The sequence below is a fragment of the Amycolatopsis heterodermiae genome (assembly GCF_034929455.1).
GTDB classification, from domain to species: domain Bacteria; phylum Actinomycetota; class Actinomycetes; order Mycobacteriales; family Pseudonocardiaceae; genus Amycolatopsis; species Amycolatopsis heterodermiae.
Window position 1 is genome coordinate 316,225 of record NZ_JAYFSI010000001.1, and the last position, 16,248, is coordinate 332,472.

The window sequence follows — 16,248 nt, forward strand, 5'->3', positions numbered from 1 at the left end:
GTCAGGACACGCGCCGGTCCCACGCCGTCCAGCGTATCGAGCGGGCGGTCGTCCGCCCTCTTCGGTCAGGTACCCGGCCAGGGCGCGGCGACGGCGCTGGAGCGTCCCGATCCGGTCGTCCATCGCCGTCAGCTCGCGGTGCAGCACCTGCGCCAGCTCCGGGCAGAGGTCCAGCCGGGCCTCCTCGCCGCGCGCGCACTGCAGGGCCGACCCGATGACCTCCGTGTTCAGCCCCGCCGCGAGGAGACGGCGGATCTGCCGGACCCGCACGACGGCCTCCCCGTCGTAGCACCGGTAGCCGTTGGCGTCACGCGACGCCGCCAGCAGGCCCTGCTCCTCGTAGTAGCGCAGCAGCCGCGTGCTGACGCCCGTCCGTTCCGCGAGCTCGCCGATCCGCATCCGACCCCCGAGGTTGACCTTCACACCGATGTGAAGACCTAACGTCGCCGGCATGACCGAACATTTCCCCGGGAGGATCTGATGGACCTCGAAATCGTGCTGCCGAACGAGCAGGCGGACCTGCCGCCCGGCCGTCCCGCCGAGCTGGCCCGCGCCGCCGAGGACCTCGGCTACCGCACCGCGTGGCTGCCCGACCACCTGATCCCGCCCGGCGCGTTCGGCGACGTCTTCGGCGGTGTCTACGAGCCGCTGGTGACCCTCGCCCACATCGCCGCGCTGACCAGCCGGATCCGGCTCGGGACGTCGGTGCTGATCGTGCCGCTGCGGGAGCCGTTCGCGCTGGCCAAGCAGGTCGCGACGCTCGACCGGCTGGCCGGGCACCGGTTCGACCTCGGCGTGGGCACCGGCTGGAACGAGCCCGAGTTCGCCGAGGTCGGGGCCGACTTCCGGGCCCGGGGGAAGCGGACCGACGCCACCCTCGACCTGCTCGCGGAGCTGTTCCGCACCGGCCGCGGCCCCGGCGGCGGGTACTTCGAGCCGCGCCCGGCCGGCCCGGTGCCGATCACCGTCGGGGGCAACTCCGTGGTCGCGCTGCGACGCGCCGCCCGGATCGGCTCGGCCTGGCAGAGCGCCGGCCTGTCCCCCGCCGAGTTCGGGGAGCGCGTCGCGACCCTGCGGTCGCTGGCCGGTGACCGGCCCGTCCGGGCCACAGCGCGGATGGCGTGGCGGGAGGACGCCGCGACGACCGCCGCCGACGCGCGTGCCTACCGGGACGCCGGCGCGGACGCCGTGGCCGTCCACTTCGGCGGCGAGGAGGGCAGCGAAAGCCGGATGCGGGAGCTCGCCGCCGCGGCCGGCTGACCGGGTCCCGGCGTGACGGCCGGTCCGATCTCCTAGGATGCAGGGCACCGGGTCGGGGAATCGCCTGCTCCACGGCGCCGCCCGTACCTTTCGCACCGAAACTCCGGGGAGCCCCGCAGTGCCCACAGAGCCGATCACCCGCCGGGTGGCGTTCATCTTCCCGATCTTCAACGAGGAAGAGAACATCGACCTGCTGCACAGGACGGTGGACGAGGTGACCGCGCCCCTGGCGGACCGGTACGCCTTCAGCTTCATCTACGTCGACGACGGCAGCCGGGACCGCTCGCTGGAGAAGCTCACCGAGCTCGGCGCCCGGGACGACCGGGTCACGGTGGTCGAGCTGTCCCGCAACTTCGGGCACCAGATGGCCGTCACGGCCGGGCTCGACCTGGTCGACGCGGACGCCACCGTCATCATGGACAGCGACATGCAGGACCCGCCGCGGGTGGCGCTCGAGCTGATCGAGAAGTGGGAAGAGGGCTTCGACGTCGTCTACGCCCAGCGCCGCTCGCGCCAGGACTCGGCGTTCAAGAAGTTCACCGCCGGGGCGTTCTACTGGTTCCTGCGGAAGATGGCCGCGGTCGACATCCCGAAGAACACCGGCGACTTCCGGCTCGTCGACCGCAAGGTCGTCGACGAGCTGCGCAAGTACCGCGAGCGCGACCGCTTCCTGCGCGGGCTGGTCAGCTACATCGGGTTCAAGCAGACCGCCGTGCTGTTCGACCGCGACAAGCGGCACGCCGGCGTGACGGGCTACCCGCTGCGCAAGATGCTGCGCTTCGCGGCCGACGGCATCCTCGGCTTCTCGGTGACGCCGCTGCGGATGATCACCCGCTTCGGCTACCTGATCTCGTTCCTGAGCTTCCTCGGCATCCTCTACGTCGGCGGGGTCAAGCTGTTCGCGCCGGAGACCGCGGTGCCCGGCTGGGCGTTCCTCGGCGTCGCGATGTTCTTCCTCGGCGGGATCCAGATCATCATGCTCGGCGTGCTCGGCAGCTACATCGGCCGCACGTATTCGCAGGTGCAGAACCGGCCGCTGTACGGCGTCGCGTCGGTGCGCACGGGCACGGCCGAACCGGCCACGGCCCGTGAGGGCGCCGACGCGGGAAGCGGCACCCGGTGAAGCTGATCACCTCCACCCAGCTGCGCTTCGGCATCGTCGGAGTGGCGAACACGCTGGTCGACGCGCTCGGTTACGCGCTGCTGGTGACGCTGGGCGTCCCGCTGTTCGTGGCGAACTTCATCTCGACGACCGCGGGCATGCTGCTCAGCTTCGGCCTGAACCGGAACTTCACGTTCCGCGCGAAGGACGGCGACGTCCGCCGCCAGGCGCTGCTGTTCTTCGCCGTCACCGCGTTCGGCCTCTGGGTGGTGCAGGCGCTGATCATCCTGGCCGTCACCAAGGCGTTCCCCGGGGTGCACGTGCTGATCCCGAAGTTCTGCGGGATCGCGGTCGGCCTGGTCTGGAACTACGTGCTCTACCACAAGGTCGTCTTCCGGCAGCGGCCCTCGGCCGCCGAGGCGCCGGTCCCGGAGGTTTCGCATGACTAGCACCGCCGTCCCGGCCCGGGCGGCCGAAGCGGCCGAGCCGGAGACCGCGGAACCCGCCCGCGGGGACCGCTGGGGCTGGCTTCGCAGCGACTACGCCCGCGTCCTGGCCATCGTGCTGGCCTGGAACGTCGTGCTGATCGCCGTGGCGTGGCTGTTCGGGCCCTCCACCCCGGCCAGCGAGGGGATCCCGAAGACCGGCATCGGCTCGACGCTGAGCCTGCTCTCGCACACCTACCGCTGGGACGCCGGCAACTACGGCGAGATCGCCGCGCACGCCTACACCGGCAGCTACGTGCCGACCCGGGCGTTCTACCCGGTGTTCCCGATCCTGGTCTGGCTGGTGCAGACGGTCAGCTTCGGCACGCTCGGCCTGCTCGCCGCCGGGTTCCTGGTCAACGTGGTGGCCACCTGGCTGGCCGCGGTGGCGCTGCTCAAGATCGGACGGCACTTCTTCACGGGCGAGCGCGCGCCGTGGCTGGTCGTCGCGGCGTTCCTCTCCGCACCCGCCGCGTTCTTCCTGCACTCGTTCTACAGCGAGGCGGTGTTCTGCGCGCTGGGCTTCTGGGCCTACCTGTTCGCGCTGCGCCGCCAGTGGCTGTGGATGGGCCTGACCCTGATCCCGCTGACCGCCTCGCGCGTCACCGCGGCGGTGTTCGTCGGCCTGTGCTTCCTGGAGTTCTGGCGGTCCAAGGACTGGAAGCTGCGAGGCCTGCTCTCGTGGCACCTGCTGTGGTTCCCGGCCGCGTTCCTCGGGCTCGGCGCCGTGATGGTGTACATGAAGGTCCAGACGGGCAGCGCGTTCGCGAGCTTCAACGCGCTCAAGGGCGTGGCGTCCTGGTCGTACCACCACTTCGACCCGAACATCGTCAAGACGCTCTGGACCGAAGCCAAGATCACCGGCCACGCGCTGCTCGGGGACACCCCGATGGACTCGTGGACGCTGATGAGCCACGTCCTGCCGCTCATCGGCCTGGTGCTGCTCTTCGTGTCGTCGGTGTACGTCCTGGTCGCGCTGCGCTCGAAGGGCGTCCCGCTGGCGCTGTTCGGGTTCGCGTCGATCGTGATGCTGACGATGAACAGCAACGTGGTGTCGGTGCACCGCTACCTGCTGCCGTGCCTGGTGATGTACGTGGCGCTGGTGCTGTTCGGCGAGCGCCGCCCGCAGCTGCGCGGCACGGTGCACGTGGTCCTCTACGCGAACTCCCTGCTCTGCGGCGCGATCTTCCTCCGCTTCGTCTCGGGCAACTGGGCCGGCTGAGCTTCGGGCGCAGACACTGAAGGCCGTGCAGCAGAGCTGCACGGCCTTCGGTCGTTTCAGGGGTCAGCCGGCCGAGAGGGCCAGGCGTTCTTCGCGGTCCGCGGTCGCCAGGGCGTCCAGCACGCCGTCCAGGTCGCCGTCCAGGACCTGGTCGAGGTTGTACGCCTTGTAGTTCACCCGGTGGTCCGAGATGCGGTTCTCGGGGAAGTTGTACGTGCGGATGCGCTCCGAGCGGTCGACCGTGCGGACCTGCGAGCGGCGGGCGTCGGACGCCTTGGCCGCGGCCTCCTCCTCGGCGACCGCCTGGAGGCGGGCCTGCAGCACCTGCAGCGCGCGGGCGCGGTTCTGGATCTGCGACTTCTCGTTCTGGCACGAGACGACGATGCCGGTCGGCAGGTGGGTGATCCGCACCGCCGAGTCGGTCGTGTTGACGCTCTGGCCGCCCGGGCCGGACGAGCGGAAGACGTCGATGCGCAGGTCGTTCGGGTCGATCTCGACCTCGACCTCTTCGGGCTCCGGGTAGATCAGCACCCCGGACGCCGACGTGTGGATCCGGCCCTGCGACTCGGTGGCCGGCACCCGCTGGACGCGGTGCACGCCGCCCTCGAACTTCAGGCGGGACCAGACGCCGTCGACGACCGCCGCCTTCGTCTTGATCGAGAGCGTGACGTCCTTGAAGCCGCCCAGGTCGGAGTCGACCGAGTCGAGCACCTCGGCCTTCCAGCCGTGCCGCTCGGCGTAGCGCAGGTACATCCGCAGCAGGTCGCCGGCGAACAGCGCCGACTCCTCGCCACCTTCGCCGGACTTGATCTCCATGACGACGTCCGAGCCGTCGTACGGGTCGCGCGGCAGCAGCAGCTCGGTGAGCTTCGACTCCAGCTCGGGGATCCGCGCGCTCAGCTGCTCGGCCTCCGCGGCGAACTCCGCGTCTTCCGAGGCCATCTCCTTCGCCGCCGCGAGGTCGTCACGGGTGGTGTCGAGCTCGTGGACGGCCCGCACCACGGGCGTCAGCTCGGCGTAGCGGCGGCCGAGCTTGCGGGCGCGCGCCTGGTCGGCGTGCACCGCCGGGTCCGCCAGCTGGGTCTCCAGCTCCGCGTGTTCGGCGAGCAGCCCCTTGAGCGAGCTCGAATCCACCTCTGCCACCTCTCAGCTCGGTTCTGCACACGCCGTGTCCATCCAAAAAGAACGGCGCCCACCCGCGCGTGCGGGTGGGCGCCGTGAAAAAAGCTACTTGGCGTCGGCGTCCTTCTTCTGACGCTTGCCGTAGCGAGCCTCGAAGCGCGCCACGCGGCCACCGGTGTCCATGATCTTCTGCTTGCCCGTGTAGAACGGGTGGCAGTTGGAGCAGATCTCGACGTGGATGCTGCCGCTGGTCTTGGTGCTGCGCGTCGTGAAGGTGTTACCGCAGTCGCAGTCGACGTTCGTGACCACGTACTCGGGGTGAATACCGCTCTTCATGGTGTCCTCTCTCGTTGGCTCCGGGTCCCCAGTCTTCGAGCGGGGTGAACCGGTGCCGGACTTCAGCGGGTAATTCTGCCAGACAGGCTGACGAGTACTTGAACAGACCCCGTTGACCTGGTATTCCCGCCCCGGAAAGCCGTGAAGGCCTCCTTCCCGGCGCTGAGAGCCGGTAAGGAGGCCTTCACGGACGTTCGGCCGAGGCTCAGTCGTCTTCGTTGCCGCCGAGGGCGGTCTTCGAAACCTGCATGAGGAACTCGGTGTTCGTCTTCGTCTTGCGCAGCCGCGAGATCAGCAGGTCGATGGCCTGCTGCGAGTCGAGCGCGTGCAGCACCCGGCTCAGCTTCACGGTCACGGCCAGCTCGTCCGGGTTCAGCAGGAGCTCGTCCTTGCGGGTACCCGACGGGTTGACGTCGACGGCCGGGAACACCCGGCGCTCGGCGATCTTGCGGTCGAGCTTGAGCTCCGCGTTACCGGTGCCCTTGAACTCCTCGAAGATGACCGTGTCCATCGTCGACCCGGTCTCCACCATCGCCGTGGCGAAGATGGTCAGCGAGCCGCCGTTCTCGATGTTGCGCGCCGCGCCGAGGAACCGCTTCGGTGGGTAGAGCGCGGTCGAGTCGACACCACCGGACAGGATCCGGCCGGACGCCGGGGCCGCCAGGTTGTACGCGCGGCCGAGCCGCGTGATCGAGTCGAGCAGCACGACGACGTCGTGGCCCATCTCGACCAGGCGCTTGGCCCGCTCGATCGACAGCTCCGCGACCGAGGTGTGGTCCGCCGGCGGCCGGTCGAAGGTCGAGGCGATGACCTCACCCTTCACCGAGCGCTGCATGTCCGTGACCTCTTCCGGACGCTCGTCGACCAGGACGACCATCAGGTGGCACTCGGGGTTGTTCGTGGAGATCGCGTTCGCGATGTCCTGCATGATCGTGGTCTTACCGGCCTTCGGCGGCGACACGATCAGGGCGCGCTGCCCCTTGCCGACCGGCATGATCAGGTCGATCACGCGGGTCGTGAGCTTGTGCGACTCGGTCTCGAGGCGCAGCCGCTCGTTCGGGTACAGCGGGGTCAGCTTGGTGAAGTCGGGACGCCGCTTGGCCTCGTCCGGCTCCAGGCCGTTGATCGAGTCGACGCGCACCAGCGGGTTGAACTTCTGCCGCTGCTGCTCGCCGTCACGCGGCTGGCGCACGACGCCGGTGATGGCGTCACCACGGCGCAGGCCGTACTTGCGGACCAGCGAAAGCGAGACGTACACGTCGTTCGGCCCGGCGAGGTAGCCCGAGGTGCGGACGAACGCGTAGTTGTCGAGCACGTCCAGGATGCCCGCCACGGGCAGCAGGACGTCGTCCTCGCGGATCTCGGTGTCCGGCGAACCGGCGTCCCGCTGGCCGCCCCCGCTGCCCCGGCGGCGACGGTCGCGGAAGCGACGGCCGCGACGGCCGCCTTCCTCGTCGTCGTCCTGCGGCTGCTGGGCGCGGTTGTCCTGGCCGCCGCGGTTGCCGCCGTCCTGCTGGTTGCGCTGGCGGTTGCCGTCCTGGCGGTCGTTGCGGTTGCCGCCGCCCTGACGCTGCTGGTCGCGGTTGCCACCGCCCTGGCCCTGCTGGCGGTCGCCCTGCTGCCGGTCCGCGCCGTTCTGCCGGTCGCTCTGCTGCCGGTCGCCGCCGCCCTGGCGGTCGCTGCCGTTCTGACGGTCACCGCCCTGGCTTTCGGGCGCGCCGGCGGCGCGGTTGGAACCGCGGCGACGCCGGCTACGGCCGCCCTCCTCGGGCGCGCCGTCCTGGCCCTGCTGACCGTCCTGCTTGTCCTGCTGCGGGCGCTCGGCCTGCGGCTGGGTGTCCGCCGGCGCGGCCGGCGCCTCGACGGAAGCCTCCGCGGCCACGGCCTTCTTCGGCTCCGGCTTCGTCTCGACCGGGGCCGTGGCGGCCTTGGGCTCGCTCTTCGGGGACGACTTCGGCGGTTCGCCGACGCCTTCCAGTGGCAGGGTCTCGTTCGCCGCACGCTTGCGAGACTTGCCCTGGCGCTCACGGATCGCGGCGATCAGGTCGCCCTTGCGCATGCCCGTCGTCTCGCCGACGCCGAGCTCCCCAGCCAGCGAACGCAGTTCGGCCACAGTCTTGCCGGTCAACCCGCCGACCGTCTTCTTGGGAGCGGGGGCCGTGCCGTTCGACTCCGCGGCGCCGTTACCCACGTCGCTCAAAAGATCGGTGTTGCTCACACATGTCCTTCCTGACCGATCCACGCCTCCAGGCGGATCAGCGGACTGCCGCTCGCTTCTGATCGCGAACCGGCGTAACTGCCCCCCGATACGGGAGATGAGCTCTTCGGCCGTGCGAAACACAGCTGGAGCGCCTCCACCACAGGGGTTTGCGTCCTCCATTCGGAGGACACGAAATTCGGCACCGCCGAAACCGGAAACCCGCCTGCGTCCCTCCGCGTTACCCCGCTTGCCAGGCGGTGCGGATCTGGCGGATCGACGAAGGATGCCATCCGGGAAAGCTCCCAGGACCGGCACCGGGTGCGGAAACGCACGGTGATCGAACGCCCCCGAGGGTAGACCGCGGCGGTGCCGGGTGCAACAACCACCCCCCGCGTGGCGGGACCCACCGCAGGCACGTGACCCAGCCTTTACTGAGCCGCAACCTGCACACCCGCGAGATCCGCGGGCAGCTCGTAGACGTCGAAACCCTCAACACCCGCTCCTGGCGGCAATATTCCCGTCGTGGTCAGCGCGAGCACCGTCGGGCCCGCGCCGGAGATCGCCGCGGCCACGCCCTGTGCACGCAGCGTGTCCACCAGCCCGGTGCTCGCCGGGTAGGCGGGCGCGCGGTAGTGCTGGTGCAGGCGGTCTTCCGTGGCCGCCAGGAGCAGCTCCGGCTTGGCCGTGAGCGCGTGCACGGCCAGCGCCGCGCGGCCCGCGTTGTGCGCGGCGTCGGCGTGCGGCACGGTCGCCGGCAGCAGGCCGCGGGTGGTCGCGGTGGCCGAGCGGACCGCCGGGACCGCGACGACCGGCCGGATGGCCGCGTGCGGGGTGAGCCGCTCGGCGTGGAACTCCGCGCCCGCGCACCAGGCCAGCACGAGCCCGCCGAACAGGCTCGCCGCCGCGTTGTCGGCGTGGCCCTCGAAGCCCGCGGCCAGCTGCAGCGCGTCGAACTCGTCGATCTCCCGGCCCGCCAGCGCGTACCCGGCGGCGACTCCGGACACCACCGCGGCCGCCGAAGACCCCAGCCCGCGCGCGTGCGGGATCGCGTTGAAGCAGCGCAGGTGCAGGCCGGGCGGCTCGACGCCGAGGTGCGCGCAGGTCCGGCGGATGGCCCGCACCACGAGGTGGGTCTCGTCGGTGGGCACGTCGGCGACGCCGCCCGCGCCCGCGTCGAGCACCTCGACCTTGAGGCCGGCGTCGGTGACCTGCACCTCGACGACGTCGTAGAGCGCCAGCGCCAGGCCGAACGCGTCGAAGCCCGGCCCGAGGTTCGCCGTCGACGCCGGGACGGTGACGCGGAACCCGCTCACCGCAGGTCCAGCGCCGCCGCGACCGCCGAGGGGTCGACCGCCAGCGGTTCGACCTCGACGTTGCCCGCCAGGGCGGTCTGCGGGTCCTTCAGGCCGTGACCCGTGACGGTGCAGACGACCGTGGCGCCCTTCGGCAGCCGGCCGTCGGCGGCCGTCGCGAGCAGGCCGGCCACGCTGGTGGCCGACGCCGGCTCGACGAACACGCCTTCACGCCCGGCCAGCAGCCGGTAGGCCTCGAGGATCTTCTCGTCGGTGACGGCCTCGAAGAGCCCGTCCGACTCGTCCCTCGCCTTGACCGCGGCGGTCCACGACGCGGGGCTGCCGATCCGGATCGCGGTCGCGATCGTGTCGGGCTCGGCCACCGGCTCGCCGAGCACGAGCGGCGCGGCGCCGGCCGCCTGGAAGCCGAACATCCGCGGGGTGTTCTTCACCACACCGTCGGCCGCGTACTCCGAGTACCCCGCCCAGTAGGCGGTGATGTTCCCGGCGTTGCCGACCGGCAGGCAGTGGATGTCCGGGGCCGTGCCGAGCACGTCGCAGATCTCGAAGGCGGCGGTCTTCTGGCCCGCGATGCGCACCGGGTTGACCGAGTTGACCAGGGTGACGGGGTAGTCGGCCGCGGTCTTGCGGGCCAGCTCGAGGCAGTCGTCGAAGTTGCCGTCGACCTGCAGGATCCGTGCGCCGTGCAGCACGGCCTGGGCGAGCTTGCCCATGGCGATCTTGCCCTGCGGCACGAGCACCGCGCAGGTGAGCCCGGCGCGGACGGCGTAGGCGGCGGCCGAGGCCGAGGTGTTGCCGGTCGACGCGCAGATCACCGCCTTGAGGCCGCTGGCGAGCGCGTGCGTGATGGCCACGGTCATGCCGCGGTCCTTGAACGAGCCCGTCGGGTTCGCGCCCTCGACCTTGAGGTGGACGTCGCAACCGGTCAGCTCGGACAGGTACCGGGCGGGCAGCAGCGGGGTGTTGCCCTCCCCCAGGGTGACCACCCGCGCACCGTCCGGGACCGGAACGCGGTCCCGGTAGGCCTCGATGATTCCCGGCCAAGGTTGGCTGATCATGCGTCTTCGCCTTCCACGCGCATCACGCTGACGACTTCGTGGACGACGTCGAGCTTCGCGATCTCGTCCACAGTGGACTGCAGGGCCGCGTCCGGGGCCTGGTGCGTCACGACGACCAGGCTCGCGCGGTCGGCGACGTGGAGCTGGCGCACCGCCGCGATGCTCACGCCGTGCGCGGCGAACGCTTGCGCCACCTGGGCGAGCACCCCGGCGCGGTCGGCCACGGAAAGGCTTACGTGGTACCGGGTCGGGGTCTGGCCCATCGGCCGCACCGGCAGCGCCGCGTGCGCCGACTCGCGCGGGCCGCGCCCGCCGGCCACCCGGTTGCGGGCCACCGCGACCAGGTCGCCGAGCACCGCGCTCGCCGTCGGCGCGCCGCCCGCGCCCTGGCCGTAGAACATCAGCTCGCCGGCCGCGTCGGCCTCGACGTAGACGGCGTTGAACGCGCCGCCGACGCCGGCCAGCTGGTGGCTGCGCGGGATCATCACCGGGTGCACGCGGGCGGACACCGACTCGACGCCGTCGTCGTCGGTCACCCGCTCGCAGATCGCCAGCAGCTTGACCGTGCGGCCGAGCAGGCGGGCCGCGCCGAGGTCGGCGGCGGTGACGTCGGCGATGCCCTCGCGGTGCACGTCCGCGGCCGTCACCCGGGTGTGGAAGGCGAGGGACGCGAGGATCGCGGCCTTGGACGCGGCGTCGTAGCCGTCGACGTCGGCGGTCGGGTCGGCCTCGGCGTACCCGAGCCAGCTGGCCTCGTCGAGCGTCTCGGCGTAACCGGCGCCTGTGGAGTCCATCGCGGACAGGATGTAGTTCGTGGTGCCGTTGACGATGCCCATCACGCGGGTGATCCGGTCACCGGCCAGCGACTCGCGCAGCGGGCGCAGCAGCGGGATGGCCCCGGCGACCGCGGCCTCGAAGTAGAGGTCGGCCCCGGCGGCGTCGGCCGCCTCGAACAGGTCGGCGGAGTGCTCGGCGAGCAGCGCCTTGTTCGCGGTGACCACGGACTTCCCGGCCTTGAGCGCGGCGAGCAGCCAGCTGCGCACCGGCTCGATCCCGCCGACGAGCTCGACCACGACGTCGACGTCGTCGCTGGTCACGAGTTTCTCGGCGTCGGCGGTCAGCAGCTCCGGCGGCAGCTCGGGGTGCTTGTCCGGGCGGCGGACCGCGATGCCGGCCAGCTCGACCGGCACGCCGGCCCGGGCGGCCAGCTCGGCGGCCTGCTCGGTGAGCAACCTGGCGACCTCGCCGCCCACGGTCCCGCAGCCGAGCAGGGCGACCCTGATGGCACGCTTTGAAGAGTCCCAGCGTTCGGACACGGTTCTCAGACCTCCAGGCGCAGCATGTCGTCGGTCGTCTCGCGCCGCAGCAGCAGCCGGGCGCCGCCGTTGCGCACGGCGACCACGGCCGGGCGCGGCTGCCGGTTGTACGTGCTCGCCATCGAGTAGCAGTAGGCCCCGGTCGCCGCGACCGCCAGCAGGTCGCCGGGAGCCAGCGTGTCGGGCAGCCAGCAGTCTCGTACGACGATGTCGCCGGACTCACAGTGTTTTCCCACGACCCGGGACAGCACGGCGTGCACCGGCTGGTCGTTGTCGCTCGCGGAGCGGGACACCAGCCGGACGTCGTACACCGCGTCGTAGAGCGCGGTCCGGATGTTGTCGCTCATCCCGCCGTCGACGCTCACGTACCGGCGCACCGCGTTGTCGCCCAGCGCGACGTCCTTGATGGTGCCGACCTCGTAGAGCGTGATCGTGCCGGGACCGGCGATCGCGCGGCCCGGCTCGCCGGCGATGCGCGGCACCGGGAGCCCGGCGTAGGCGCACTCCTTGCGGACGATCTCGCGGATCTGCGTGATCATCTGCGCCGGCGGCGGCGGGTTGTCCTTGTCGGTGTAGGCGATGCCGAACCCGCCGCCGAGGTCGACCAGGCTCAGCTGGTCGAGCAGCTCGGGGCCGTGCTCCTTGGCCAGGTCGGCGAGCAGCCCGACGACGCGGCGGGCGGCGACCTCGAAGCCGTCGGCGTCGAAGATCTGCGAGCCGATGTGGCTGTGCAGGCCGGCCAGCTTCAGCGACGGCGCGTTGAGCACCCGCCGCACCGCCTCGGCGGCGTCGCCCGAGGCCAGCGAGAAGCCGAACTTCTGGTCCTCGTGGGCCGTCGCGATGAACTCGTGGGTGTGCGCCTCGACGCCGACGGTCACCCGGATCAGCACCGCCTGCACGACGTCGTGGCGCGCGGCGATGTCGGCCAGCCGGGCGATCTCGTAGTAGGAGTCGAGCACGACCGTGCCGACGCCCGCGACGACCGCGGCCTCGAGCTCCGCCGGCGACTTGTTGTTGCCGTGGAAGGTGATCCGCTCGGCCGGGAAGTTCGCGCGCTGCGCCACGGCGAGCTCGCCGCCGCTGCAGACGTCCAGGCTCAGCCCCTGCTCGGCCACCCAGCGGGCGATCTCGATGGAGAGGAACGCCTTGGACGCGTAGTGCACGAGCGCCGGGTCGTCGAACGCCTCGGCGTAGTCCGCGCAGCGGGACTTGAAGTCGGCCTCGTCGACCACGAACAGCGGCGTGCCGTGCTGCTCGGCCAGCTCGCGCACGTCGACGCCGGCGATCCGCACGACGCCGTCGGCGCCGCGGAAGGTGTTGCGGGGCCAGACCTTCGGGTAGAGGTGGTCGAGCTCGTCGCCGCTCGCGGGCGGGAACCCGGAGGAGTCGGCGTGGGGGTAGACGTCGGCGTGCCGTGGGCCCGCGGGGTGCGCCATCGATTACATCCGTTCCGGTGCGGTGACGCCGAGCAGCGCGAGGCCGTTGGCGAGCACCTGACGTGCGGCCTTGTAGAGCGCGAGCCGCGCGAACGTCAGAGGGGTGGCCTCCTCGTCGCCCATCGGCAGCACGCGGCTCGAGTTGTAGGACTTGTGGAAGGCGCCCGCGAGTTCTTCGAGGTAGCGCGCGATCCGGTGCGGCTCCCGCATGTCGGCGGCACGGCGCACGGTTTCCGGGAACTCGCCGACGGTGCGGATGAGGTCGCCCTCGGCGTCCGACGTCAGGAGTCCGAAGTCGACGTCCACATCGGACTCGAGGCCGAGGTCGGCGGCCGCGCGCTCGATCGAGCGGATCCGGGAGTGGGCGTACTGGACGTAGTAGACCGGGTTGTCGTTGGAGTGCTTGCGCAGCAGGTCCAGGTCGACGTCCAAAGTGGAGTCGACGGAGTAGCGGATCAGCTCGTAGCGGGCCGGGTCGACGCCGACGGCCTCGACCAGGTCCTCCATGGTGATCACGGTGCCCGCGCGCTTGGACATCCGCACCGGCTTGCCCTCGCTGACCAGGTTGACCATCTGGCCGATCAGCACCTCGACCGTGGCCGGGTCGTCGCCGAACGCGGCCGCGGCGGCCTTGAGCCGGGCGATGTAGCCGTGGTGGTCCGCGCCGAGCATGTAGATGCACAGGTCGAAGCCGCGGTTGCGCTTGTCCTTGAAGTAGGCCAGGTCCCCGGCGATGTAGGCCGGGTTGCCGTCCTGCTTGATGACGACGCGGTCCTTGTCGTCGCCGTACTCCGACGACTTCAGCCACCAGGCGCCGTCTTCGAAGTAGAGGTTCCCGGAGTCCTTCAGCTGCTGGACGGCGGCGTCGACCGCGCCCGACTCGTGCAGCGAGTTCTCGTGGAAGTAGACGTCGAAGTCGGTGCCGAAGTCGTGCAGGCTCTGCTTGATCTCGGTGAACATCAGGTTGATGCCGATCCGGCGGAACGTCTCGTGGCGCTCGTCCTCCGGCAGCGAGAGCGCGCTCGGCTCGGCCTTGATGACCTCGGCGGCGATGTCGTTGATGTAGCCGCCCGCGTAGCCGTCCTCCGGGGCCGGCTCGCCCTTCGCGGCGGCGATCAGGGACCGGACGAACCGGTCGATCTGGGCGCCGGCGTCGTTGAAGTAGTACTCGCGGGTGACGTCGGCGCCCTGCGCGCCGAGCACGCGGCCCAGCGCGTCGCCGACCGCGGCCCAGCGGGTGCCGCCCAGGTGGATCGGGCCGGTGGGGTTGGCCGAGACGAACTCGAGGTTGATCCGGGTGCCGGCCAGCGCGTCGCCGCGGCCGAAGGCGTCGCCGGCGTCGAGGACCTGGCGCACGATGTCACCCTGCGCCGCGGCGGCCAGGCGGAAGTTGAGGAAACCGGGGCCGGCCACTTCGGCGGAGGCGACGCCGTCGGTGGCCGCGACCGCTTCGGCCAGCGCCTCGGCGAACTCGCGCGGCTTCAGCCCCGCCTTCTTGGCCACCTGCAGGGCCAGGTTCGTCGCGTAGTCGCCGTGGTCGGGGTTGCGCGGGCGTTCGATGGTCACCTGCTCCGGCAGCACGGCGTCGTCGATGCCGCGTGCGGTCAGTACCTGCACGGCGGAGCTGCGGACCAGGTCGGCGAGAGCGGCGGGAGTCACTCCGCGAATTCTAGGTGTGCCCAGGTCGGGCGGTTCCGGCGGTCTCGGGGCGGTTCCGTGTGAGGTGTTAACCGTGATCAGACGCGTGGTCTCTACACTGGCCCGGGCGGGAATCCGTCCGCAGTCACCAGAGGGAGAACGCGGGAGCCATGGCGAACCGGACAACTCGGAAAAAGGGGTCGGCCGTGAAGGCGGCCCGCGGGTCCGTCGTGAGCAAGAAGGGCACGCCGTGGGGCACGATCATCGCGGTCGTGGCCATCGTCGCCCTGGCTGCCGCCGTGATCACCTACTACATGATCGCGTCCGCGCCGAAGCGTGACCAGGCCGGCCGGGAAGAGGCCGCCGCCTCGTTCGCGCCGACCGCGTCCGACCCGGACCCGTCGAAGCGCATCCCCGGCGTGGTCACCGCGACCTACACCGGCAGCGTGCACGTGCTCCCGACCGAGCGCGTCGCCTACGACAAGACCCCGCCGTTCGGCGGCCCGCACGACCAGACGTGGGCCACCTGCACCGGCATCGTCTACCCGAACGCCGTCCGCACCGAGAACATGGTGCACGCGCTCGAGCACGGCGCCGTGTGGATCGCCTACAACCCGCAGCAGATCTCGGGTGACGCGCTGAACCTGCTGAGTGTGCGCGCCAAGGACAAGCCGTTCACGATGCTGTCGCCCTACCCCGGCCTCGACAAGCCGATCTCGCTGCAGTCCTGGGGCCACCAGCTGAAGCTGGACAGCGCCGACGACCCGCGGATCGACGAGTTCATCGCGGCCCTGCGCAGCAACCCGAACGGCGTCTACCCCGAGGTCGGCGCGTCCTGCGACGCGGTGCCGGGCTCGTTCGACCCGGACAACCCGCCGCCGTTCGACCCGTCGAAGCCGGGCCCGGACGCGAAGCCGATGGACTACAAGGGCAGCACCGCCGCGCAGGGTGAGCAGGGCGCTCCCTCCGCCGGCATGCCGACCGCGCCGGTGTCCGCCCCGGCCTCCGCTCCCGCCTCGGGCGCGCCGTCCCAGTGAGTTCCGAAGCCGACCTCGACCTCGACACCCACCTGGACGAGGTCATCGAGCAGCCGACGTGGTCGCGCTGGGTGATCATCGGCGGGACGCTGCTGGCGGTCCTGCTGATCGGCGGCGTCGCGGGGATGTTCGTCACCCGCGCCGTCGACGACCCGGCGTCCACGGCCACCCCGGCCCGCGACTCGGTCGAGGTCGGCTTCGCGCAGGACATGTCGACGCACCACCTGCAGGCGGTCACGATGTCGGGCATCGCCCGCGACCGCACGACCGACCCGGAGATCAAGCAGCTCGCGTTCGACATCGAGCGCACACAGCTCGAGCAGGTCGGGCGCATGAAGGGCTGGCTCATGCTGTGGGACCAGCCGGAGCAGGCGATCGGCGCGCCGATGAAGTGGATGACGGAGCCGATGTCGGGCCACGACGGCATGTCGATGGCCCCTCAGTCGGTGTCTCCGTCCGGCGGCGCGCTGATGCCGGGCATGGCGACGGACACGGAGCTGACGAAGCTGCGTTCGCTGTCGGGCCGCGCGTTCGACGTCTACTTCCTACAGCTGATGCTCCGCCACCACCAGGGCGGCACCTCGATGGCGCAGTACGCGTCGCAGCACTCGAACCTGCCGGCGCTGAAGGCCTTGGTGAACAGCATCCTCGCGTCCCAGGGCGCGGAGATGGACCAGATGAAGCTGATGCTCACCGGCCGGGGCGCGCAGCCGCTGCCGTAAC

The 16,248-nt window shown here is 71.2% G+C and carries 14 protein-coding genes and 1 pseudogene; 6 read left to right on the forward strand and 9 right to left on the reverse strand.

Features of this window, described 5'->3' with window-relative positions; genetic code table 11:
• Window positions 1-63: 63 nt before the first annotated feature.
• A pseudogene (locus VA596_RS01615) lies at window positions 64-399 on the reverse strand (MerR family transcriptional regulator); the annotation flags it as partial.
• 81 nt (window positions 400-480) lie between these two features.
• Between VA596_RS01615 and VA596_RS01620 the strand changes: the two are divergent.
• The 4 genes from VA596_RS01620 to VA596_RS01635 all read left to right on the forward strand — a co-directional run bounded on the left by VA596_RS01620 (window position 481) and on the right by VA596_RS01635 (window position 4,069).
• On the forward strand, window positions 481-1,260 hold the full coding sequence (locus VA596_RS01620) for a TIGR03619 family F420-dependent LLM class oxidoreductase (RefSeq protein WP_323322837.1): 780 nt from the start codon (window positions 481-483) through the stop codon (window positions 1,258-1,260).
• A gap of 118 nt (window positions 1,261-1,378) precedes the next feature.
• The gene (locus VA596_RS01625; RefSeq protein WP_323322839.1) at window positions 1,379-2,383 is read left to right on the forward strand and encodes a glycosyltransferase family 2 protein; all 1,005 of its coding nucleotides are present in this window, start codon (window positions 1,379-1,381) and stop codon (window positions 2,381-2,383) included.
• Entirely contained in the window at window positions 2,380-2,811 is a 432-nt protein-coding gene (locus VA596_RS01630) for a GtrA family protein (protein ID WP_323322841.1), read from the forward strand. The genes VA596_RS01625 and VA596_RS01630 overlap by 4 nt, the downstream gene beginning before the upstream one ends.
• A complete protein-coding gene (locus tag VA596_RS01635; RefSeq protein WP_323322843.1) occupies window positions 2,804-4,069 on the forward strand; it encodes a mannosyltransferase family protein in 1,266 nt (421 codons plus the stop codon). The genes VA596_RS01630 and VA596_RS01635 overlap by 8 nt, the downstream gene beginning before the upstream one ends.
• Window positions 4,070-4,132: 63 nt before the next feature.
• Here VA596_RS01635 and prfA read toward each other — a convergent pair whose 3' ends face one another.
• From prfA to argS, 8 genes are all read right to left on the reverse strand, one after another.
• Window positions 4,133-5,203: a peptide chain release factor 1 gene (gene prfA / locus VA596_RS01640; protein WP_323322845.1), complete on the reverse strand. Its 1,071-nt coding sequence runs from the start codon at window positions 5,201-5,203 to the stop codon at window positions 4,133-4,135.
• A gap of 93 nt (window positions 5,204-5,296) precedes the next feature.
• Window positions 5,297-5,527 carry a 50S ribosomal protein L31 gene (gene rpmE / locus VA596_RS01645; protein WP_323322847.1) on the reverse strand — a complete coding sequence of 77 codons (231 nt, stop codon included), beginning with the start codon at window positions 5,525-5,527 and terminating at the stop codon, window positions 5,297-5,299.
• 205 nt (window positions 5,528-5,732) lie between these two features.
• On the reverse strand, window positions 5,733-7,745 hold the full coding sequence (gene rho, locus VA596_RS01650) for a transcription termination factor Rho (RefSeq protein WP_323322849.1): 2,013 nt from the start codon (window positions 7,743-7,745) through the stop codon (window positions 5,733-5,735).
• A gap of 410 nt (window positions 7,746-8,155) precedes the next feature.
• Window positions 8,156-9,040, reverse strand: coding sequence for a homoserine kinase (gene thrB / locus VA596_RS01655; RefSeq protein ID WP_323322851.1), 885 nt, complete (start codon window positions 9,038-9,040; stop codon window positions 8,156-8,158).
• Window positions 9,037-10,098, reverse strand: a complete 1,062-nt coding sequence (gene thrC, locus VA596_RS01660; protein ID WP_323322853.1) for a threonine synthase — start codon at window positions 10,096-10,098, stop codon at window positions 9,037-9,039. Before thrC ends, thrB begins: the two co-directional genes overlap by 4 nt.
• A complete protein-coding gene (locus VA596_RS01665; RefSeq protein WP_323322855.1) occupies window positions 10,095-11,414 on the reverse strand; it encodes a homoserine dehydrogenase in 1,320 nt (439 codons plus the stop codon). Before VA596_RS01665 ends, thrC begins: the two co-directional genes overlap by 4 nt.
• Window positions 11,415-11,419: 5 nt before the next feature.
• Entirely contained in the window at window positions 11,420-12,850 is a 1,431-nt protein-coding gene (gene lysA, locus VA596_RS01670; RefSeq protein WP_323322857.1) for a diaminopimelate decarboxylase, read from the reverse strand.
• Window positions 12,851-12,853: 3 nt separating this feature from the next.
• Window positions 12,854-14,509, reverse strand: a complete 1,656-nt coding sequence (gene argS, locus VA596_RS01675; protein WP_323322859.1) for an arginine--tRNA ligase — start codon at window positions 14,507-14,509, stop codon at window positions 12,854-12,856.
• 185 nt (window positions 14,510-14,694) lie between these two features.
• Between argS and VA596_RS01680 the strand changes: the two genes are divergently transcribed.
• Both VA596_RS01680 and VA596_RS01685 read left to right on the forward strand, forming a co-directional pair.
• Window positions 14,695-15,525, forward strand: coding sequence for a DUF3105 domain-containing protein (locus tag VA596_RS01680; protein WP_323322861.1), 831 nt, complete (start codon window positions 14,695-14,697; stop codon window positions 15,523-15,525).
• On the forward strand, window positions 15,522-16,247 hold the full coding sequence (locus VA596_RS01685; protein WP_323322863.1) for a DUF305 domain-containing protein: 726 nt from the start codon (window positions 15,522-15,524) through the stop codon (window positions 16,245-16,247). The genes VA596_RS01680 and VA596_RS01685 overlap by 4 nt, the downstream gene beginning before the upstream one ends.
• Window position 16,248 lies beyond the last annotated feature (1 nt).

Bases quoted from the DNA above. Each gene is read 5' to 3' on its own strand.
- VA596_RS01635 (WP_323322843.1), top strand. From the start codon at position 2,804: ATGACTAGCACCGCCGTCCCGGCCCGGGCGGCCGAAGCGGCCGAGCCG.
- rpmE (WP_323322847.1), bottom strand. From the start codon at position 5,527: ATGAAGAGCGGTATTCACCCCGAGTACGTGGTCACGAACGTCGACTGC.
- lysA (WP_323322857.1), bottom strand. From the start codon at position 12,850: ATGGCGCACCCCGCGGGCCCACGGCACGCCGACGTCTACCCCCACGCC.
- VA596_RS01620 (WP_323322837.1), top strand. From the start codon at position 481: ATGGACCTCGAAATCGTGCTGCCGAACGAGCAGGCGGACCTGCCGCCC.
- thrC (WP_323322853.1), bottom strand. From the start codon at position 10,098: ATGATCAGCCAACCTTGGCCGGGAATCATCGAGGCCTACCGGGACCGC.